Annotated in this window: 22 protein-coding genes and 2 rRNA genes; 22 read left to right on the top strand and 2 right to left on the bottom strand. The window is 44.6% G+C overall.

The window, feature by feature from the left end:
• Window positions 1-116: 116 nt before the first annotated feature.
• The 12 genes from OCV36_RS14470 (at window position 117) to OCV36_RS14415 (ending at window position 4716) form a co-directional block, all read left to right on the top strand.
• On the top strand, window positions 117-245 hold the full coding sequence (locus tag OCV36_RS14470; RefSeq protein WP_017055733.1) for a hypothetical protein: 129 nt from the start codon (window positions 117-119) through the stop codon (window positions 243-245).
• Between the two features lie 3 nt (window positions 246-248).
• Complete coding sequence (locus OCV36_RS14465) at window positions 249-1079, top strand: major capsid protein P2 (RefSeq protein WP_017078255.1); 831 nt, start codon at window positions 249-251, stop codon at window positions 1077-1079.
• An 11-nt stretch (window positions 1080-1090) separates the two neighbouring features.
• Window positions 1091-1423: a hypothetical protein gene (locus OCV36_RS14460; RefSeq protein ID WP_017055735.1), complete on the top strand. Its 333-nt coding sequence runs from the start codon at window positions 1091-1093 to the stop codon at window positions 1421-1423.
• Window positions 1423-1548, top strand: coding sequence for a hypothetical protein (locus OCV36_RS14455; RefSeq protein WP_017055736.1), 126 nt, complete (start codon window positions 1423-1425; stop codon window positions 1546-1548). The genes OCV36_RS14460 and OCV36_RS14455 overlap by 1 nt, the downstream gene beginning before the upstream one ends.
• A 1-nt stretch (window position 1549) precedes the next feature.
• Window positions 1550-1723: a hypothetical protein gene (locus OCV36_RS14450; protein ID WP_210114741.1), complete on the top strand. Its 174-nt coding sequence runs from the start codon at window positions 1550-1552 to the stop codon at window positions 1721-1723.
• Complete coding sequence (locus OCV36_RS14445) at window positions 1720-2094, top strand: DNAase (RefSeq protein WP_102360657.1); 375 nt, start codon at window positions 1720-1722, stop codon at window positions 2092-2094. The genes OCV36_RS14450 and OCV36_RS14445 overlap by 4 nt, the downstream gene beginning before the upstream one ends.
• Window positions 2095-2097: 3 nt before the next feature.
• Window positions 2098-2529: a hypothetical protein gene (locus OCV36_RS14440; protein WP_017080092.1), complete on the top strand. Its 432-nt coding sequence runs from the start codon at window positions 2098-2100 to the stop codon at window positions 2527-2529.
• The gene (locus tag OCV36_RS14435; RefSeq protein WP_135459076.1) at window positions 2526-3131 is read left to right on the top strand and encodes a hypothetical protein; all 606 of its coding nucleotides are present in this window, start codon (window positions 2526-2528) and stop codon (window positions 3129-3131) included. Before OCV36_RS14440 ends, OCV36_RS14435 begins: the two co-directional genes overlap by 4 nt.
• A 1-nt stretch (window position 3132) precedes the next feature.
• Window positions 3133-3774 carry a hypothetical protein gene (locus OCV36_RS14430; RefSeq protein ID WP_135459078.1) on the top strand — a complete coding sequence of 214 codons (642 nt, stop codon included), beginning with the start codon at window positions 3133-3135 and terminating at the stop codon, window positions 3772-3774.
• Between the two features lie 20 nt (window positions 3775-3794).
• Complete coding sequence (locus OCV36_RS14425) at window positions 3795-4265, top strand: hypothetical protein (RefSeq protein ID WP_017055742.1); 471 nt, start codon at window positions 3795-3797, stop codon at window positions 4263-4265.
• A gap of 95 nt (window positions 4266-4360) precedes the next feature.
• On the top strand, window positions 4361-4558 hold the full coding sequence (locus tag OCV36_RS14420) for a hypothetical protein (RefSeq protein WP_048667348.1): 198 nt from the start codon (window positions 4361-4363) through the stop codon (window positions 4556-4558).
• Window positions 4558-4716, top strand: a complete 159-nt coding sequence (locus OCV36_RS14415; protein ID WP_167853064.1) for a hypothetical protein — start codon at window positions 4558-4560, stop codon at window positions 4714-4716. The genes OCV36_RS14420 and OCV36_RS14415 overlap by 1 nt, the downstream gene beginning before the upstream one ends.
• A 13-nt stretch (window positions 4717-4729) precedes the next feature.
• Here the strand turns inward: OCV36_RS14415 and dcm are convergent, their stop codons facing one another.
• Window positions 4730-5980: a DNA (cytosine-5-)-methyltransferase gene (dcm, locus tag OCV36_RS14410; RefSeq protein WP_135459080.1), complete on the bottom strand. Its 1251-nt coding sequence runs from the start codon at window positions 5978-5980 to the stop codon at window positions 4730-4732.
• A 134-nt stretch (window positions 5981-6114) separates the two neighbouring features.
• On the opposite strand from dcm, the gene OCV36_RS14405 reads away from it, so the two are divergent.
• Window positions 6115-7143, top strand: a complete 1029-nt coding sequence (locus OCV36_RS14405; protein ID WP_135459082.1) for a hypothetical protein — start codon at window positions 6115-6117, stop codon at window positions 7141-7143.
• 94 nt (window positions 7144-7237) lie between these two features.
• On the opposite strand, the gene OCV36_RS14400 is transcribed toward OCV36_RS14405, so the two are convergent.
• Complete coding sequence (locus tag OCV36_RS14400) at window positions 7238-8305, bottom strand: site-specific integrase (protein WP_135459084.1); 1068 nt, start codon at window positions 8303-8305, stop codon at window positions 7238-7240.
• A 104-nt stretch (window positions 8306-8409) separates the two neighbouring features.
• On the opposite strand from OCV36_RS14400, the gene dusA reads away from it, so the two are divergent.
• From dusA to OCV36_RS14355, 9 genes are all read left to right on the top strand, one after another.
• On the top strand, window positions 8410-9414 hold the full coding sequence (gene dusA, locus OCV36_RS14395; RefSeq protein WP_004735817.1) for a tRNA dihydrouridine(20/20a) synthase DusA: 1005 nt from the start codon (window positions 8410-8412) through the stop codon (window positions 9412-9414).
• Between the two features lie 249 nt (window positions 9415-9663).
• Window positions 9664-9885, top strand: coding sequence for an envelope stress response protein PspG (gene pspG / locus OCV36_RS14390; RefSeq protein WP_135459086.1), 222 nt, complete (start codon window positions 9664-9666; stop codon window positions 9883-9885).
• Between the two features lie 135 nt (window positions 9886-10020).
• The gene (locus OCV36_RS14385) at window positions 10021-10692 is read left to right on the top strand and encodes a TIGR04219 family outer membrane beta-barrel protein (protein ID WP_029224841.1); all 672 of its coding nucleotides are present in this window, start codon (window positions 10021-10023) and stop codon (window positions 10690-10692) included.
• 201 nt (window positions 10693-10893) lie between these two features.
• Window positions 10894-11124 carry a hypothetical protein gene (locus tag OCV36_RS14380; protein WP_017073465.1) on the top strand — a complete coding sequence of 77 codons (231 nt, stop codon included), beginning with the start codon at window positions 10894-10896 and terminating at the stop codon, window positions 11122-11124.
• Between the two features lie 122 nt (window positions 11125-11246).
• Entirely contained in the window at window positions 11247-13112 is a 1866-nt protein-coding gene (locus tag OCV36_RS14375) for an assimilatory sulfite reductase (NADPH) flavoprotein subunit (RefSeq protein ID WP_135459087.1), read from the top strand.
• Window positions 13112-14839 (top strand): assimilatory sulfite reductase (NADPH) hemoprotein subunit, encoded by a 1728-nt coding sequence (gene cysI, locus OCV36_RS14370; RefSeq protein ID WP_135459090.1) that lies wholly within the window; start codon window positions 13112-13114, stop codon window positions 14837-14839. Before OCV36_RS14375 ends, cysI begins: the two co-directional genes overlap by 1 nt.
• Window positions 14832-15608 carry a phosphoadenylyl-sulfate reductase gene (locus tag OCV36_RS14365; RefSeq protein ID WP_017073463.1) on the top strand — a complete coding sequence of 259 codons (777 nt, stop codon included), beginning with the start codon at window positions 14832-14834 and terminating at the stop codon, window positions 15606-15608. Before cysI ends, OCV36_RS14365 begins: the two co-directional genes overlap by 8 nt.
• A 664-nt stretch (window positions 15609-16272) precedes the next feature.
• A 16S ribosomal RNA gene (locus tag OCV36_RS14360) occupies window positions 16273-17827 on the top strand.
• A gap of 356 nt (window positions 17828-18183) precedes the next feature.
• Window positions 18184-21077 (top strand): 23S ribosomal RNA (locus tag OCV36_RS14355).
• The 16S and 23S rRNA genes sit together here, the layout of an rRNA operon.
• Window positions 21078-21123: the final 46 nt, after the last annotated feature.

The raw sequence follows: 21123 nt of genomic DNA, 5'->3' as shown, positions 1-21123 counted from the left end.
TTCAACCTATAGGTTAAAAGTTCTACCTATAGGTTGAAACCTCATGACCTTGCTTCGGTTGTCTGATTTGATAATGACTCTTAAAAACTTTCCAACGTTGTGAAACAGGGGAAACCATGAAAGCAAGTCATAAAGCCATGCTAATCACAGTCGTCTTAGTGCTGTTGGCATTAGCGGTAATCAACAATGTAGGCGCGCTCAAGCCTCTCAAAGAGCAAATCAATGGTAATTCGGGGTGGTTTTAAATTATGGAACTACTGAATACACCATTTAACCCACGTCCACTCGATTTAGACCCTGTTGAAGGAGCTAATTGGGGCAACCAAGCAAGCTTACGTTTGGTTAGTGGTCCAACATACCAATCCATTGAACTGGTAACGAACATTACTAACCCTGCTGATATTGAGCGTGTACGTATCACGTTAAACGGCAAGGAAACGTACAACCTAACAGGTCAAGATTTAGTAGACCTTCAGGAGCATCGCAAACAGTTCACACAAGCGGGTCGCTATGTCATCCCATTTGCAGATTTAACGCTTCGCACCAAAGGCGGTGTTCGCACTGGTGAACTTGTTACCCTGCAAGGTGAAATCTGGTTTGTGTATATCCAGTTAGCTCCAAAATCGGGTGGTACAGCTGCGCCAAGCATCCGTGCACGTTCTCATACTACACAAGCTCAATCACAGCGTGTTTACTTACCGCGTATTTACTCTTTGTCTTGGTTTGCCAGTGCATCGGGTCGTACTCCGTTTGATTTTTCTGAGCGTTCTCCGCTTCTGTCCTTAAAGCGTATTCACTTCAAAGACTCGTCGATTGATCGCGTTCGTGTTCTTCGCGATAGCGTTGAAGAAATCAACGTCAACAAAGCAGACAACGCATTCGACCTCGCTATCTGTGGCTTAGAGCAAAATCCAGATTGGTTCAGTCTTGATTTTGTTCGCACTGGTTTTGGTGTGGAAGGTCGCTTACCGACTAATGCTATGAAGCAGCTTCAATTCGAGCTTGATAAGTCTCAAACGGGCAGCGTGTCTGTGTTGATTGAAGCGATTGAGCAAGTAGGCGTTATCACAGTGAACTAAGGGGGTGGGCGATGTCCTTACCTGACCAACCTAAAGCCACCGCCAGTTCTGGCGGTTGGTTTGACAGCATCCTTGAAGGTGCGGGTGAACTTGTTGGTGGCGCTGTCGATGTGGTGGGCGATTTTGGCGGCAATATGCTTGGTATCAAGATGGATAACGAGCTAGAACGCGCTAAGTCGGCCAGTCCAGACGAGAATCGCGCCAACAATAACGACTATCAGCAACCCAATGGACAGCCCGTGAATACGAGTAGCGGTGTTCAATGGCAGACCATCGCCATTGTTGTGGTGTTGTTGCTTGTGGTGTTCGGCGGATTGGCGTTTGCGCTCAAAGGGGGCAAATAATGCCAATCCTCTATCTCGGTGTGGCGGGCTTAACTCTTGGGTTTTTGACCGCCAAGGAAATCAACAAATCAGCGTGGATCATTGTGGTGATACTGGCGCTGATTATCTGGCTGAAAATGGGTTGATATGTTTGGAGCAATGACCAGTTTAACGGGCGGTAGCGCTGGACCATCTACAGCCACAAGTAGTAACCAGTCGGGGCAATCAATTGGTGGAATCAACATGGGTGGTGGGGTGAGTCCTTGGCTCATTCTTGCTATCGCAGTGTTGGCCATCGTAGCCCTAAAGGTACTCAAATGATCCAAGTGGTAACGCATTCAAAAAGTACACAAGAGCGATTGCGAGTTGCTTTTCGCGCTTGTCCTGATGACTTCGAGTTAATGGAGCAAGCTATAAGCGATGGCCTTGTTAGCATCTATCTGATTCAAGGTGATAACTATGACCTTGCTGTTGCAGGTGAGGTGTTTGGCAATAGCTATTTTGTGTGGGCGGTACAGGGAACTGGCGCAGTGAAAGCGACCCGTGAACTGGCAGCTTATGTCAAAAGCAGCGGTTTGAAAGCGATTACCACGAAAACGTATTTTCCTTTGGTGGCGCGCTTATTAAAGCGGCTTGGAAAAGTCTCAAGCATAGAGCGAGACCGTCACCAATTATTACGATGGGAGGTGTAGTGCATGGGTGGTAAATCCAGTTCAAGCAATAGCACCAGTACAAAGAATACCAGTAGTCAAAATGCTATCAGCGGTGACAACCTCGGCGTTGCACTGAGTGGTATTGAAGGTTCAACGATTAATGCCACGTCCACCGATTATGGCAGTGTGGCTAAGTCGTTTGATTTTGCAGGTGACGCGCTCGATGAATCATTAGCGCTCGCCAATGGTGCGCTCAAAGAATACAGCTCAAGTAATAGCGAAAACCTTCAAATGATAGCAGGGCTTGCGGGTAATCAAGCGGCTCAAAATACACAGAACCTCGACAAGCTAACTGAGCTTGCCAAGTTCAAACAAGACAACGGACAAAGCGCTCTCAATAAACAGCAATTAGTTCTTATGGCCGTGATTGTATTTGTGTTTGGTTTTGTTTTATTTAAGGCGGTGAAAAAATGAACCTCACTCTAATAAAAGGGCAAGTCGTTCCCTTAACCGTAGAATCTAGTTGGCTTTTTATTGAGTCGTATAAAGGCAAATTGTCAGTTCGATTAGATGATGCTGGCGAGGAATTTACTTTGCCTAGTGGCTCGGTTCTTCGTTATGGAAAACCAATGGGGCGCATCTTACTTAGTGGTGAGGGTAGCCTTTCACTGGAGCATGGTCGTGGGGATTTTACCCCACCAGTTGAAGGACAAAAGCTAGAAATTCAAACTATGCCGCAAATCGAATTGGTACCTGGTCAAAGTATGAAAGTCAGCGAGTTGCCAGAAGTACGTCTTGAACCTAATCAGAGCGTACGTCTTGAACCCAATCAGATAGTAAGCGTAGCTGTTAGTAATGAACTCCTTGGGCGTTCTGGTGAATTGCCAATGCCTGTTCCCGCTAATGCCAACCGTAAAGGGATAATTATCAAAGCGCCTGCAAGTAATACAGGGGTGTTGAGTCTCAAAGGTTTTGAGTTAGTCGCGGGTGAGTCGGTCACGCTTGAAACCACTGCGGGATTCACTTTGTCAGGAACAGAGCCTGATACAGATACAGCGCATATATTGGAGTATTAACATGCTATTACCACCACTACCTACGGGTAACAGTCGAAATAAAATCGAATTTCTGTATGAGCACATGAACTTTGGTGAACCCAGTTCTGATGCACCATTAGCGATACCGATTATTCAAGGTGATTTTTATCGAAGTGGCCGAGAAGGTTGGAACGAAGACCTAGACGGATTTTTGCTTACATACAGTGTATCTGAGTTCTCTGAATTTGGAGACATGGATATCTTGCCATTGATTTCTTTAGCTCCTGAAAGTGATGAGCCCTTTGTTAAGTTTTTCTTCAACCTTTCAACCATGCTTCGCCTATCCAATTTTGAGGGGGAATTGGGCTTTGCTGTTGTTTTAGCTGATGAGCAAGGCAACGTCATCAAATCCCCCGATGGTTACGTTACAAAGTTAGACCTAAAAAGTACGACGGTTCACGGCACTCCTTCAGAGCTAGGGCAGCGAGTCACTGCAAATGAAACGGCTGTCTTATGGGTTGATAAGGAACTTATCAAAGGAAAAGAAAAAGTCATTCTACATCTGATGATCAGAGGCGATGCAGCTTACACCTCCGATAGTGGAAGAACGGACAAAGAAATTTTGTCGAGAGTGTTCCTGCATGGTGGTGATGTGACTTTGGTTGGTTTGGGCGTGTCGTAAGTCTAATCGTAGGAGGCTACATGATTCGCGCACTTATTGTTATTGCCTTAATCCTTTCTCTATATCAGGGGCAAAAAGTTATGAAATCACAACTTAATCGCGGGGTTCGTAATAACAACCCGCTCAACATTCGCATTAGTGGCAATGCTTGGACGGGTAAGGTCACGCCATCGAAAGATAAGGCTTTTGAAACTTTCTCTGATTCAAAGTACGGCTTTCGAGCTGCGACCAAACTCATCCGCAACTATCAGAACCTTTATGGACTGAATACGCTCTCGGGCATTATCCATCGTTGGGCGCCAGAGAGTGATAACAACGATACCGAAAATTACATTCAGTTTGTGGCTAGCAAAGTGGGCGTGAATCCAAGTGCAGCTTTAAATCTTTATGACGATCACTTCATGACTCGTCTCGTTCATGCCATGTCCATCATGGAAGTTGGTCGATATTACTCAGTGAGTGATGCAGCCGCAGGGGTAGCGCTTGTATGACCAAGCAAGAAGCAATGCAACGTTTGGCGGTTGGGATTCTGACCGCTTTAATCAGCGCTTATATCTGGAAGCGCATCAACAGCTAGGGGCTAAAAATGAAAGTGGATTTTAAACAGCTATCGACTAAGAAAGGGCTTGCGTTAATAGGGGCGGGTATTGCTCTTGCTGCGGGACACCCTGAATTACTCACAGCGAGCGTATCAGAAACGGGCGTTCAGTATGGCGGGCTTTTGGGTACCTTAGTTCCATTAGCAATTGGCCTATGGGAAACCCTACGCAATGAGTTCAAGTAATGGCGGAGTATCAAACACTAATAATCGCCGTTGTCAGTGCGCTATCTAGTGGGGTAGGTGTAGGTATCACACTTAAAACTGATGTTAAGTGGCTGCGCTTAATGATGGAAAAGATGGATGAGCGTTTGACTCGACTTGAAAGTAAAAGCCCTCAATAAGAGGGCTTTAGTTTTATGAGCATTTTTTGTCGCTTAGAACGCTTTGGGTAAAGAAGTCTTTGATTACATGCTTTATGACAGGTACAGATACACCATTACCCATCTGCTTGTACACCGCATTATCATTTTCGAGCAATTTATAGCTTTCTGGATAGCCTTGTAATCGTGCGCACTCTCGAGGAGTTAGTCTTCGAGCTATGTTGTTTTGTATTATGCCTAATCGATTAGAGTCTGAAGCTGTCAACGTTAAAGATATACTTTTAGGGTCTAAGAACTTAAACACCTCAAAGGACATGTTCCCGCATACTGGTTTGTATTTGCCTTCGATATTTTTCAAGTAACCTTTTTCGATCAGAGACTCGCTTACATCATCAAAGTTTCCAAGTGAATAAAAGGTTAGAATCTGCTCTTTAGTTAAGCTCTTACCATCTTGATGTGTACCAAATATTTTCTTTCGCCTGTTAGCTATGAGTAAATTCAAAAACTCAACTTCGTCTACAGAACATTCACCTTTTATTCCAAGGTTCCATGAGTGAAGTGTTTTTCCACCACGGTAATCGCTAAGTCTGTAGCCGTTAAGCTTAGATAAATCACTACCAATAACTGTTTGAAGCTTCTCTTGGAACGACTCACTACAATGGTACTTTTTGTCAACGTTAGTTTCTAGAATGTCTGAGACTGTGGCTGCGCCCTGTTTACTAATAAACTTGTTGGTATCGATGGCACCTAAACTATCTTCAAGTGATAATTTAGCTTCCTCGCCTAGCGTTCCCACTATATAAATCCTGACTCGGTTTTGAGGTAATCCAAACTCACTTGAATTTAAGAGTGCAAAATCAATGCTATAACCAAGCTCGATAAGTGATTCTTTGATAACACGGAATGTATTTCCTTTATCGTGAGTCGTTAGGCCGCGAACATTTTCTAATAATAAGTGCTTTGGTTTTTTATCTTTTAGAATTCGGAGTATGTCAAAGAAAAGGGTTCCTCGAGTTTCGTCAGAAAATCCGTTTTGATTCCCTGCATAAGAGAATGCCTGGCATGGGAATCCAGCAAGCAAAAAATCGAAATCAGGTAGTTCTTTTATTTTTGTTATATCGGATAGAGGGTTCTCGCCGAAATTAAGCTCATAAGAGGACGCTGCTTTTTTATCTATCTCTGAACTGAAAACACACTGAGTCTTGATGTTTAGTTCGTTGCAGGCTTGTTCAAACCCAAGGCGAATACCGCCGGTGCCAGCGAAAAGATCTACGAATTTAATCATTCAATGCCTACTTCTAATAAACCCTTAAAGAGGATGGTTTTTTTCTAAGTCTCTGATATAAAATGGCCACTATACAGTAGGGGCCATTTTCTGGTCATTCTACTATCTTTGGCTTTTTGATGCGAATTAGAAATATGAACCAACATAAACGTACAGTAGAAGATTTAAAGGCTAATGCAGTCATGCATTGGTCTAAAGATATGCTCCAAAAGGCAGATGCCCATAGTGCCATGCCTATACTTCTTGAAACTCAAGACGAATTTATCGCACTGTTGACTATAGCTTCTAAATCTTTTAATTCATGGGAAAGCGTTTTAAAAGAGTCAGAAAATCTAACGCCATCTATTTTTCTCAAGCATTTGATGGTCTTGTCAGATTTAGGAGGTGAAGCCTTAAATAAACTGAAGCCTCTGTCTGACAGTTTTCCGAAAAATCGAATGGTATTTCAATTTAAAGGACAAGAGGTCAACTATGACTTCAAAGAGATTGGGGATGAATGTAGCTTAACGAATAGCTCTCTTAAAGTTGATGCAAAGAATGTTATGAACTTTGAGCTTTTAACGGATAGGATGCACGATGTAATTATGCTTCTATTATTCGGTGCATTAGATCCAGATAATATGCTACCTCAAGATGCTCAGGATAGATGTAATATTGGCTCTCTCCTTGGTAAGAGTGAAGAAATTGAGACATTTGTTAAGCAGAATTATATTAGAGTTAGTAAGCAGTTAGCTGGTGAAAAAGCTAACAGCTTAGGTCACGCTTCACAGAAATTTGTCGCCAAAAAGTTAAAGGATCTACTGCCTTTTGATTGGACTGTTCAGTTAGAAGGGTCTCTTTCTGGAGTAAGACATCTAGAAGAGGGAAGTAAGGAGACTAACTTTGATTTAGTCGTTAAATCTCCTGCGGGTCTTGAATTTGGCATAGAAGTTAGTTTTCAAGTTACGACCAATAGCACTATTGAGAGAAAAGCTAGAGAAGCGCAGTCTGTATACGAGAAAGTAACAGCAAAAGGGCACAAAGTTTGTTATGTGATTGATGGAGCCGGTAATATTAATGTCCGTAAACATGCTATTTCGACCATTTGTGAGTTTAGTCATTTCACTGCGACAATGGCCCCAAGTGATATAGAGCTTTTAGCTCAATTCATGCAGGAAGCCTAGGTGTTCCTGCACTAACCATTAAGCAAAAAGAGCGGTTGTTGCTCTTAAATCGAAATTATTTATGGGAGACTAAATTGGTTATTTAGTTCTTTTGTTACGATTTTGAGTGTAACCGTGATGGGTAGAGCTGAGTATAAACTTGCCATAGTATATTTAGATTTCGGTGTCCTGTTACTTGGGCTACTTCTTCAATCGAGTAGCCCTTTTCAAATAATCTACTAGCCCCCTCTCTTCTCAAGTCGTGATATCTCAAGTCCTCAATGCCTAATTCGTTTCTAACTCTCTGAAAGCCTGCGCTAACACTTCGTGAGTTGTACGGGAAAATAAGCTCACATTTATCTGGTTGTTTTAGCGCGATCCCATAGGATTCACCAAGTAACGGAACAATCATGTGATTCCCTTCTTTTTTTCTTGGGTCTTTTCTATCTCTAACGAGTATCGTTTTATGTTCTTGGTTGAGGTCTTCCCAACGCAGCTTGCAGATTTCACCAATTCTCATACAAGTAAGAATGCTAAATTCAAGAATATCGGTGAATGGGATTCGAGTTGTGCCGTTTGGACGAAAAGACTCACGTTGTTCTAATCCAAGCTTTAAGAGTTTCAGTTCTTCAGAAGTAGGGCGACGTGTTCGTTTCTGACTCTTGCCGACTAACCCCATATCAATTAGAACAGGTACGGCTTCATCAAATATCTGGTGATTGGTGTCGATGTTGAAGACAGGTTTAGACTTTTTCATGACAGAACGTAGGTAAGCAATATCATGATAAATCGTTGCGGGTTTGGCTCCTGCGCCTCTTCTATTTTTACAGTGCTCGATTAAGTCGCTAGTTCTTAGCTGATTACTCTCAACTTGGGCTATGTCGCAATCCCTAAGCATTTTAATAACGTAGCGTTTTGTTCGGCCTGTATTGTCCCAGAGATCACGCTCAGCCATGAACAAATCGAGGAGTACCGAAAGGGGGACTGTTTTTGGCTGATTGAGTACCCCTTGAGCTTCTAGTTCAGCTACCCTTTTTTTACCGAAAGCTTTAGCGAGTGCTTTCTTTTTTAGAGTTTTGCTTTCCCTGTGTATAATGCGCGAATTCTTTTTAACGATGATTGTTACCTTGAACCTTGGTTCACCGCTTTTTAGCTTTCTGGTCTCGATGGTATAACTTGCCATTGTCCAACTCCTAAAGGGGTACTTGAGGGGTACTACAGGAAGTAATTCCGTTTAATTCTAGGTAATTCACTGTATGTTTGTACAGTATTAATTGAGACTGAATCATGACAAACACTAATAAAACCAGTAAATACGCTAGTAACCGACTTTCTGTTGCACCCATGCTCGATTGGACTGACCGTCACTGTCGTTACTTTCACCGTTTGCTTTCTCAGCAGACGCTTCTGTACACGGAAATGATAACAACAGGTGCGATCTTACATGGTAAGGGCGATTTTCTAGAATATAACGAACAAGAACATCCTCTTGCGCTTCAACTCGGCGGTTCAAACCCGGTTGATCTGGCTGCTTGTGCCAAGCTTGCTGGTGAGCGTGGCTATGATGAAATCAACCTTAATGTCGGTTGCCCTTCAGACCGAGTTCAGAATGGCCGCTTTGGTGCTTGCCTAATGGCTGAGCCTGAGCTGGTGGCAGATTGTGTGTCGGCGATGAAAGAAGTCACTGATATTCCAATTACCGTGAAAACGCGTATTGGTATCGACGACCAAGACTCTTATGAGTTCTTAACTAAGTTTGTTTCGACGGTTTCTGAAAAAGGCGGCTGTGAGCAATTTACTATTCATGCTCGTAAAGCATGGTTGAGTGGTCTTAGCCCGAAAGAGAACCGAGAGATTCCACCGCTAGATTACGATCGTGCATACCAAATCAAGAAAGACTTCTCTGATCTTGTGATTGCCGTGAATGGTGGCGTTACTACTCTGGAGCAAACTAAAGAGCACTTGCAACACCTTGATGGTGTGATGATCGGTCGTGAGGCTTACCATAGCCCGTTTATCTTGGCTGAAGTCGATCAGCAGATCTTTGGTTTAGACACGCCAATCAAGAAGCGCTCACAAGTGGTTGAAGAAATGTACCCGTACATTGAGCGTGAGCTTTCAAATGGTGCAAGCTTAGGACACATCTCTCGTCATATGCTTGGTTTGTTCCAAAGTATGCCGGGCGCAAGACAATGGCGTCGCTACATCAGTGAAAACGCACATAAGAAAGGTGCAGGTATCGAAGTGATGCAGACAGCATTAGCTAAGATCCCTAAAGAGCTAAACGTATAACCTCCCTCGAGGTTAAAAGTTCGAGCTAAAAAACCTAAGCTTAAAAACTTAAGCTTAAAAATCTAAGGCTAAATTCGCCACTAGAGGCTAAATTTACCATTGATAGTTTCTTTAAAAGCCACGCATTTAGATGTGTGGCTTTTTATTTGCCTGATAAGTAAGGGTTTTATTGGTTTCACTAACTTGGTATGGAAGCTGCAATGTTAGAAAGTAGGAAAGATAGGTCATTAACTCATTAGGGAGACCATTATGTTTGAATTAATCTTTGTTCTTATTTTCGTCGCAACTCTACTTGTCACTGGTATTACGTTTATGACGGTATTGGCTGCCACTGGAGTCGCGTTAGTCGTAATGCTGGTTTTAGGTATGATGGGTGTCGTGTTTAAGTTGTTACCTTGGTTGATCGTGATTGCAATCGGTGTGTGGTTTTTCAAAAACTTTGTACACAGTTCTAACCAAAAAAGATATTAAGGTCATGGTGCCGTTAAATCTTTACTCGTCAGCGGTTTATCGTTTTAGTATTTAAGATGTGTGATAGAATTTTCCCCAATAATCTATGAATGTGCATACAATTAGCACAACGATATGGAATTGGAGCTATCTCAAATGAATAAAATGCCATTAATTGCTTTAGTGGGAATGCTATCTTTAAGTTCGGCAGTGTCTGCTGAAGAAGAGTTTTCTTACACGGCTAAAGTCGGTGCCGATATGTGGTGGGGAAGTACAAAACTAAACGAAGTTAGACAAGATGACGACTCTAACTCACCTTCGTTGTATTTCGCATTTGAGCATAATGCCCCAATGCTACCAAACGCTAGTTTCCGTTATACCTCTGTTGACGCCGATTCATTGGCTTTCGATAAGTACGACTACACGTTCTACTACACATTGTTAGAGCATAAGTTGATGAACTTCGATGCAGGTGTGACGTTTACACAGTATTCAAACTCGAATTACATCGAACCAAAAGCGACCGGTGCGAAAACATCAACCTTTGATGAGTTTACGTGGAGTTTCTACGGTAACGCAGAGATCAACGTGCCTAATACTCAATTCGATATCATCGGTACGATGGAGTTTGGTGATAGCAGTGGTATTAAAAGTACTGACTTGATGGCTGGTGTTCAGTACCGAATCCCTGTAGCGGAAACCGAGATAGCACTGCGTGGTGGCTACCGTGTGATCGACCTTGAGTCTGAAGAGTTCTTCTCTTCAGAGTTAGGTAAAGAGTTTGTCATGGTCGATGGCTGGTTCGCTGGTGCAGAAGTGCGCTTCTAGGCTATTCAAGCTCATTAAGAACGAATTTTAAGAACGCCACTTTATTAAGTGGCGTTTTTTTATATCTATTGGTTACTTGGGTATATATCTTTCTGGAATTAGTTAGCACATTCATCACTTTCGACCATCCTTAATACAGAGATCTAATTAGCGTCTATTCTTATAAGGTCTATGTTGTGAGGTCAAAGCAAGGGATGAAATATGACACTCAATGAATTACGAAATTTGTATCGAGAAAATCTGTTAGTTGAAGCGGTTATTGAGCCCTCGATTCAAGAAGGGACGTGGGTTGTCGAGTTTCGCCATATGGGAGGAGGCTTCGTTCTGCTTACCGATGTTCATGGTGAAGAGTGCCATTACGCTGATCTAGATTTAGCATCAAAGTCGGCAATGGCGGTTGGCTTTCAACAAGTCCGGATTGAAAACCAATAATCAATTTAGTGTTCAATCGCTTTTTACTTCCAAAAAGTTATAAAACATACGTTTCTATTCTTTCTAGTTATTAAAGGGAGTGGTTAATCTATTGTCACGCAATGATTAGGGATGTCGTGACCATGTCTTTAAATAAGAAAGAGTCTTCACAAAATAATAATGCACAGTCTGGAACTAATGAGTTACCTGGGCTGGCAGCTCCACTTAATGACCAACAACTGGGTCATCTTCAACACACTGTTTCTGAATTATCTTCTCAACAACTGGCATGGGTCAGCGGCTACCTTTGGGGTGTGAGCCAAGCTCAGCCTGTCGGTGCAGCTGCGCCAATTGCTCAAGCTGCCGCTGCAGTCGCGGTTAAACCTGCGGGTAAGTTAAGTATTATCTTCGCTTCTCAAACGGGTAATGCTAAAGGTGTTGCTGAATCACTTGCAGCAGAAGCGAAAGCCTTAGGTATTGCTGTTGAGCTTTTCGATGCAAGTGACTATAAAGGTAAGAACCTAGCCAAAGAGACACACGTCATTTTTGTTGCTTCAACTAATGGCGAAGGTGAAGCTCCTGATAACGCCATTGAGTTGCACGAATTCCTACAATCGAAGAAAGCACCAAAATTATCAAACCTACAATACGGTGTGATTGGTTTAGGTGATTCAAGCTACGAGTTCTTCTGCCAAACCGCGAAAGACTTCGATAACTTCTTAGCTAAGCTTGGTGCTAAATCGTTTGTTGACCGTCTTGATTGTGATGTTGATTACGAAGCATCAGCAACGGAATGGCGTGCTAAAGCATTAGAGCAAGTAAAAGAGACGTTATCGACAGGCACTGAAGCCGATGTGGTTCAATTACCTGTTGGTCAAGTGGCCGCTGGTCATTCGCAATACACCAAACAAAACCCATACACGGCGACATTACTGACGAGTCAAAAGATCACGGGTCGCGACTCGGGCAAAGATGTTCGTCATATCGAGATTGATCTTGATGAGTCAGGTATCACTTACCAACCTGGTGATGCGCTAGGTGTATGGTTTGAAAACAGTTCAGAACTCGCAAATCAGATCCTTTCTAAGGTTGGGTTGTCTGGTATCGAAAGTGTTGACGTCGATGGTGACAACTTATCTGTCCACAGCGCACTCGTTAGTAAATTCGAGATTACATCTTCAAACCCTCAACTTGTGTCTAAGTTTGCTGAGCTATCGGGCAGCAAGAAGTTGATCAAGCTGGTGGAAGATAAAGACAAGCTTCGTGAATATGCGGGTAACACTCAAATTGTCGATGTGCTAGCAGAGAAGAAGACCAAGCTATCGGCTGATGAATTGATTGGTCTACTACGTAAGTTAACTCCACGCCTCTACTCTATTGCATCAAGCCAAGCAGAAGTAGATGAAGAAGTTCACTTGACGGTTGGTCTGGTTGAATACCAAAAGGGCGATGAATCCCGTTTAGGCGGAGCTTCTAGCTTCTTAGCTCAACGTCTTGAAGAAGGTGGTGAAGTGAAGGTGTTTGTAGAGAACAACAATAACTTCAAACTCCCACAAGACGACAATACGCCAATCATCATGGTCGGCCCGGGTACCGGTATCGCACCGTTCCGCAGTTTTGTTCAAGAGCGTGAAAACAATGATGCTGAAGGCAAAAGTTGGCTCTTCTTTGGTGACCGAACTTTCACTCAAGATTTCTTATATCAAGTTGAATGGCAGAAGTGCCTTAAATCTGGTGCGCTGACCAAGCTTGATGTTGCCTTTAGTCGTGACCAAAAAGAAAAGGTTTATGTTCAAGATCGCTTAATCGAACAAGCAGCTCAGGTTTGGCAATGGCTTCAAGAGGGCGCGTACCTCTATGTATGTGGCGATGCGACTCGAATGGCGAAAGATGTTCATGAAGCGTTAGTTACAATTGCGGAAAAACATGGCGATCAGAGCCGCGAGCAAGCTGAACAATATATTAATGATTTACGCAAAGCGAAACGTTACCAAAGGGATGTGTACTAATGAGCAAGCAAGTAATAGAGCAAGAAGTGCTAGGTCAAGTACTGGGACCTTTGGCTGACAATGAACGTCTGAAGCGTGAAAGTAAAAACCTTCGCGGTACGATTGAACAAGATCTCCAAGATAGAATTACGGGTGGCTTTACTGCCGATAACTTTCAGTTAATTCGTTTCCACGGTATGTATCAGCAAGATGACCGTGACATCCGTAATGAACGTACCAAGCAAAAGCTAGAACCTTTACATAATGTCATGCTGCGTGCGCGTATGCCTGGCGGCATTATTACTCCGAAGCAGTGGCTCGCGATTGATAAATTCGCAGATGAAAGCACCTCTTATGGTTCTATCCGTCTCACAACTCGTCAAACTTTCCAGTTTCACGGTGTGTTGAAGCCGAACATTAAGTTAATGCACCAAACACTCAACAGTATTGGTATTGATTCCATTGCGACTGCGGGTGACGTAAACCGAAATGTTTTGTGTACGACAAACCCGGTTGAGTCCGAGCTCCATCAAGAAGCTTACGAGTGGGCGAAAAAGATCAGTGAACATCTATTACCTAAGACTCGTGCTTATGCAGAAATCTGGTTAGATGGTGAAAAGCTAGCAACAACGGATGAAGAACCTATCTTAGGTAGCAACTACCTACCACGTAAGTTTAAGACGACGGTTGTAATTCCTCCGCAAAATGACGTAGATGTTCATGCTAACGATCTTAACTTCATCGCGATTGCTAAAGACGGAAAGCTGGTGGGCTTTAACGTATTAGTGGGCGGTGGTCTTGCAATGACGCACGGCGATACTTCTACTTATGCGCGTAAGGCTGACGACTTTGGTTTTGTGCCATTAGAGAAGACGTTAGATGTAGCTGCGGCGGTGGTAACGACTCAGCGTGATTGGGGTAATCGTTCGAACCGTAAGAACGCAAAAACCAAATACACACTAGACCGTGTTGGTATTGATGTATTCAAAGCAGAAGTAGAAAAACGTGCAGGCGTTGAGTTTTCTGAAAGCCGTCCTTATGAGTTTACTGGCCGTGGCGATCGTATCGGTTGGGCGGAAGGCATTGATGGTAAGCACCACTTAGCGTTATTCATCGAAAATGGTCGTTTACTTGATTTCCCTGGGAAAGCGCTGAAAACAGGTGTTGCTGAAATAGCGAAGATCCACAAAGGTGACTTCCGCATGACAGCGAACCAAAACCTAATTGTTGCAGGTGTGCCTAAGAGCCAAAAGGCAAAAATTGAAAAGCTGGCACGTCAATACGGTCTGATGGATGATGCCGTTTCCGAGCAGCGTAAAAACTCAATGGCTTGTGTGGCATTCCCAACATGTCCTTTAGCAATGGCAGAAGCTGAGCGTTTTCTTCCTGAGTTTGTAACGGATGTTGAAGACATTCTGAAGAAACATGGATTACCAGAAGAAGATAACATCATCCTTCGTATCACGGGCTGTCCAAACGGTTGTGGTCGTGCAATGTTGGCTGAACTGGGGTTAGTCGGTAAGGCTCCGGGGCGTTACAACATGCACTTAGGTGGCAACAAAGCCGGAACGCGTATCCCGAAGATGTATAAAGAGAACATCACTTCAGCTCAGATCTTAGAAGATATTGATTCGCTGGTGGGACGTTGGGCTACTGAACGTAAAGACAATGAAGGGTTCGGTGATTTTACAATCCGAGCTGGCATCATCGAAGAGGTGATCATTTCAAAGAGGGATCTGCATGCATAATTCTGTCGCTTCAAAACTGAAGTTAGCAGAGCTACTCGCATTGACTAAGACGGAGCAGATACTTCGTCTTGGACAAATCAATGCTGAGTTAGAGCAGCTAACCGCATTAGAAAGAGTTAAGTGGGCACTCGAACATTTAGAAGGGACACATGTTGTGTCTTCTAGTTTCGGAATCCAAGCGGCGTTGATGCTGCACTTAGTGACTCAAGCAAAACCAGATATTCCGGTTATTCTTACGGACACTGGGTATCTATTCCCGGAAACGTATCAATTTATTGATGAGTTAAGTCAGAAGTTGACTCTAAACCTTCAAGTTTTTCGTTCTCAGCAGAGCCCTAATTGGCAAGAAGCGCAATATGGCAAACTTTGGGAGCAAGGTATAGAAGGGATAGAGAAGTACAACAAGCTTAATAAAGTTGAACCGATGAGAAGAGCGCTGGATGAACTCGAGGCTGGCACTTGGTTTTCTGGGTTGAGAAGAGAGCAATCTCAATCGCGTGCAAACTTGCCTATCTTATCTATCCAAAATGGTGTGTTTAAGTTCTTGCCAGTAATTGATTGGACAAATAAAGATGTTCATTATTACTTAGAAGAGCATGGCCTCAGCTACCACCCACTTCGCGAACAGGGATACCTTTCTGTTGGAGATACTCATACGACTAAGAAATGGGAACCGGGTATGACTGAAGAAGAAACCCGTTTTAATGGTCTAAAACGAGAATGTGGTCTCCATGAAGACGATGGAGAGCAATATGGCTCTGGGATTTAGACTCATTGCCATTAAAAAAGCTGCCTCAAGGCAGCTTTTTTAGTTTCTAGGATGAAAATTAGAGCAATTGTGGATAAGTCTGTGGTTATTCTGTATGTACTTTGTAGTTAAACTTGCATAAATAAGGCTTTGAGTGTTTATTCGTCATATAACCGTTATTTTTACATTTTTCTTTAATAAACACTTGCCAATGTGAGGAACATCTCTATAATGCCGCCTCACTGACACGGTAGACGCCACAAGGCTTCAGCGAAGAATGTTAGTAAGGCAACTAGCTTTAAGCGATTATTCGCTCCTACTTTTTAGAAGTAGAAATTAATTTTCAAAAGTGTTTGACACTGAGAATTAAAACGCTAGAATGGCCGCCTCTTCCGAAGTGATGTAAGTCACAACGAAGAGAAGCTCTTTAACAATTTAAACCTATCAATCTGTGTGGGCACTCGTTGATGAATATCAAAACGTTTTATCCTTTGGATAAAACAGTTACTTCGGTAACAAACTTGATTTCAATGAACTGAGTGACCAATACAAAGTTAAGTTTACTTAATTTTGGCACAGTCAATTCATTACCATTCTGTTGGAATGGTAATAGCTTTAGAATTACATGTTCATTTTCGAATGAATATTAGTTTTGAAGTCAGTATTCGTTGAGTCACAAAATCTTAAATTGAAGAGTTTGATCATGGCTCAGATTGAACGCTGGCGGCAGGCCTAACACATGCAAGTCGAGCGGAAACGACACTAACAATCCTTCGGGTGCGTTAATGGGCGTCGAGCGGCGGACGGGTGAGTAATGCCTAGGAAATTGCCTTGATGTGGGGGATAACCATTGGAAACGATGGCTAATACCGCATAATGCCTACGGGCCAAAGAGGGGGATCTTCGGACCTCTCGCGTCAAGATATGCCTAGGTGGGATTAGCTAGTTGGTGAGGTAATGGCTCACCAAGGCGACGATCCCTAGCTGGTCTGAGAGGATGATCAGCCACACTGGAACTGAGACACGGTCCAGACTCCTACGGGAGGCAGCAGTGGGGAATATTGCACAATGGGCGAAAGCCTGATGCAGCCATGCCGCGTGTATGAAGAAGGCCTTCGGGTTGTAAAGTACTTTCAGTTGTGAGGAAGGGTGTGTAGTTAATAGCTGCGCATCTTGACGTTAGCAACAGAAGAAGCACCGGCTAACTCCGTGCCAGCAGCCGCGGTAATACGGAGGGTGCGAGCGTTAATCGGAATTACTGGGCGTAAAGCGCATGCAGGTGGTTCATTAAGTCAGATGTGAAAGCCCGGGGCTCAACCTCGGAACTGCATTTGAAACTGGTGAACTAGAGTGCTGTAGAGGGGGGTAGAATTTCAGGTGTAGCGGTGAAATGCGTAGAGATCTGAAGGAATACCAGTGGCGAAGGCGGCCCCCTGGACAGACACTGACACTCAGATGCGAAAGCGTGGGGAGCAAACAGGATTAGATACCCTGGTAGTCCACGCCGTAAACGATGTCTACTTGGAGGTTGTGGCCTTGAGCCGTGGCTTTCGGAGCTAACGCGTTAAGTAGACCGCCTGGGGAGTACGGTCGCAAGATTAAAACTCAAATGAATTGACGGGGGCCCGCACAAGCGGTGGAGCATGTGGTTTAATTCGATGCAACGCGAAGAACCTTACCTACTCTTGACATCCAGAGAAGCCAGCGGAGACGCAGGTGTGCCTTCGGGAGCTCTGAGACAGGTGCTGCATGGCTGTCGTCAGCTCGTGTTGTGAAATGTTGGGTTAAGTCCCGCAACGAGCGCAACCCTTATCCTTGTTTGCCAGCGAGTAATGTCGGGAACTCCAGGGAGACTGCCGGTGATAAACCGGAGGAAGGTGGGGACGACGTCAAGTCATCATGGCCCTTACGAGTAGGGCTACACACGTGCTACAATGGCGCATACAGAGGGCAGCAAGCTAGCGATAGTGAGCGAATCCCAAAAAGTGCGTCGTAGTCCGGATTGGAGTCTGCAACTCGACTCCATGAAGTCGGAATCGCTAGTAATCGTGAATCAGAATGTCACGGTGAATACGTTCCCGGGCCTTGTACACACCGCCCGTCACACCATGGGAGTGGGCTGCAAAAGAAGTGGGTAGTTTAACCTTTCGGGGAGGACGCTCACCACTTTGTGGTTCATGACTGGGGTGAAGTCGTAACAAGGTAGCCCTAGGGGAACCTGGGGCTGGATCACCTCCTTATACGAAGATAGTCACGATGAGTGTCCACACAGATTGATGGTTTAGATTTAGTTAAAGCCAGAGCTTTAATTAATAACGTAAGTTATTGATTAAAGCTTTTTGCTTTATGCTCTTTAACAATTTGGAAAGCTGACTGATTGATTTACTTACGAGTAATTCAATCAAATTTAAAAGTTCTCAATGTTTATCTTTCATTAGATAAACACAACAAACACATTCAAGTGTCTTGTATTCGAATCAATGTTTACATTGATTCACAATTGAGTCCGGCAAACAGTTATCAGGAATTAACCCTTCTTGATGACAACCAAAAACCTTGGTTAGTTGCCATACACTAAGACCCTTTCGGGTTGTATGGTTAAGTGACTAAGCGTACACGGTGGATGCCTTGGCAGTCAGAGGCGATGAAGGACGTAATAACTTGCGATAAGCCCAGATTAGGTAGTAATAACCTTTTGAGTCTGGGATTTCCGAATGGGGAAACCCACGTGCATAAGCACGTATCCTGTTGTGAATACATAGCAACAGGAGGCAAACCGGGGGAACTGAAACATCTAAGTACCCCGAGGAAGAGAAATCAACCGAGATTCCGAAAGTAGCGGCGAGCGAAATTGGATTAGCCCTTAAGCTTTTAATGATGCAGGTGAAGAGTCTGGAAAGTCTCGCAGTAAAGGGTGATAGCCCCGTAACCGACACATCATAATCAGTGAAAACGAGTAGGGCGGGACACGTGATATCCTGTCTGAATATGGGGGGACCATCCTCCAAGGCTAAATACTACTGACTGACCGATAGTGAACCAGTACCGTGAGGGAAAGGCGAAAAGAACCCCTGTGAGGGGAGTGAAATAGAACCTGAAACCGTGTACGTACAAGCAGTAGGAGCACCTTCGTGGTGTGACTGCGTACCTTTTGTATAATGGGTCAGCGACTTAATTTTAGTAGCAAGGTTAACCGTTTAGGGGAGCCGTAGGGAAACCGAGTCTTAACTGGGCGTACAGTTGCTAGGATTAGACCCGAAACCAGGTGATCTAGCCATGGGCAGGTTGAAGGTTGAGTAACATCAACTGGAGGACCGAACCGACTAATGTTGAAAAATTAGCGGATGACTTGTGGCTAGGGGTGAAAGGCCAATCAAACCTGGAGATAGCTGGTTCTCCCCGAAAGCTATTTAGGTAGCGCCTCGGACGAATACTACTGGGGGTAGAGCACTGTTAAGGCTAGGGGGTCATCCCGACTTACCAACCCTTTGCAAACTCCGAATACCAGTAAGTACTATCCGGGAGACACACGGCGGGTGCTAACGTCCGTCGTGGAGAGGGAAACAACCCAGACCGCCAGCTAAGGTCCCAAAGTATAGCTAAGTGGGAAACGATGTGGGAAGGCTCAGACAGCCAGGATGTTGGCTTAGAAGCAGCCATCATTTAAAGAAAGCGTAATAGCTCACTGGTCGAGTCGGCCTGCGCGGAAGATGTAACGGGGCTAAGCTATACACCGAAGCTGCGGCTACGTACCTTAGGGTATGTGGGGTAGGGGAGCGTTCTGTAAGCCGTTGAAGGTGGTCTGTAAGGGCTGCTGGAGGTATCAGAAGTGCGAATGCTGACATGAGTAACGATAAAGGGAGTGAAAAACTCCCTCGCCGGAAGACCAAGGGTTCCTGTCCAACGTTAATCGGGGCAGGGTAAGTCGACTCCTAAGGCGAGGCCGAAAGGCGTAGTCGATGGGAAACGGGTTAATATTCCCGTACTTCTTACAATTGCGATGGGGGGACGGAGAAGGCTAGGTGGGCCTGGCGACGGTTGTCCAGGTTCAAGTATGTAGGCGGGTGGTTTAGGTAAATCCGGACCACTACTAACGCTGAGATACGATGTCGAGCTACTACGGTAGTGAAGTCATTGATGCCATGCTTCCAGGAAAAGCCTCTAAGCTTCAGATTGTAAGGAATCGTACCCCAAACCGACACAGGTGGTCGGGTAGAGAATACCAAGGCGCTTGAGAGAACTCGGGTGAAGGAACTAGGCAAAATGGTACCGTAACTTCGGGAGAAGGTACGCTCTTATCAGTGAAGTCCCTTGCGGATGGAGCAGACGAGAGTCGCAGATACCAGGTGGCTGCAACTGTTTATTAAAAACACAGCACTGTGCAAAATCGTAAGATGACGTATACGGTGTGACGCCTGCCCGGTGCCGGAAGGTTAATTGATGGGGTTAGTCTTCGGACGAAGCTCTTGATCGAAGCCCCGGTAAACGGCGGCCGTAACTATAACGGTCCTAAGGTAGCGAAATTCCTTGTCGGGTAAGTTCCGACCTGCACGAATGGCGTAATGATGGCCACGCTGTCTCCACCCGAGACTCAGTGAAATTGAAATCGCTGTGAAGATGCAGTGTACCCGCGGCTAGACGGAAAGACCCCGTGAACCTTTACTACAGCTTGGCACTGAACATTGAACCTACATGTGTAGGATAGGTGGGAGACTATGAAATTGCGTCGCTAGATGTGATGGAGTCGTCCTTGAAATACCACCCTTGTAGTTTTGATGTTCTAACGTTGGTCCCTGAATCGGGATTACGGACAGTGCCTGGTGGGTAGTTTGACTGGGGCGGTCTCCTCCCAAAGAGTAACGGAGGAGCACGAAGGTGGGCTAAACACGGTTGGACATCGTGTGGTTAGTGCAATGGCATAAGCCCGCTTGACTGCGAGAATGACAATTCGAGCAGGTGCGAAAGCAGGTCATAGTGATCCGGTGGTTCTGAATGGAAGGGCCATCGCTCAACGGATAAAAGGTACTCCGGGGATAACAGGCTGATACCGCCCAAGAGTTCATATCGACGGCGGTGTTTGGCACCTCGATGTCGGCTCATCACATCCTGGGGCTGAAGTCGGTCCCAAGGGTATGGCTGTTCGCCATTTAAAGTGGTACGCGAGCTGGGTTTAGAACGTCGTGAGACAGTTCGGTCCCTATCTGCCGTGGGCGTTGGAAAATTGAAAGGGGCTGCTCCTAGTACGAGAGGACCGGAGTGGACGAACCTCTGGTGTTCGGGTTGTCATGCCAATGGCATTGCCCGGTAGCTAAGTTCGGAATCGATAACCGCTGAAAGCATCTAAGCGGGAAGCGAGCCTTGAGATGAGTTTTCCCTGGCACTATAAGTGTCCTAAAGGGTTGTCGTAGACTACGACGTTGATAGGCAGGGTGTGTAAGTGCTGCGAGGCATTGAGCTAACCTGTACTAATTGCCCGTGAGGCTTAACCATACAACACCCAAGGGGTTTTGTGGACTCAAAGACAGACCTTGAATGA

The organism is Vibrio echinoideorum, from assembly GCF_024347455.1.
In the GTDB taxonomy this organism is placed as follows: domain Bacteria; phylum Pseudomonadota; class Gammaproteobacteria; order Enterobacterales; family Vibrionaceae; genus Vibrio; species Vibrio echinoideorum.
Note: the sequence above shows the minus strand (reverse complement) of the source record. Positions and strands in the feature narration are given on the sequence as shown.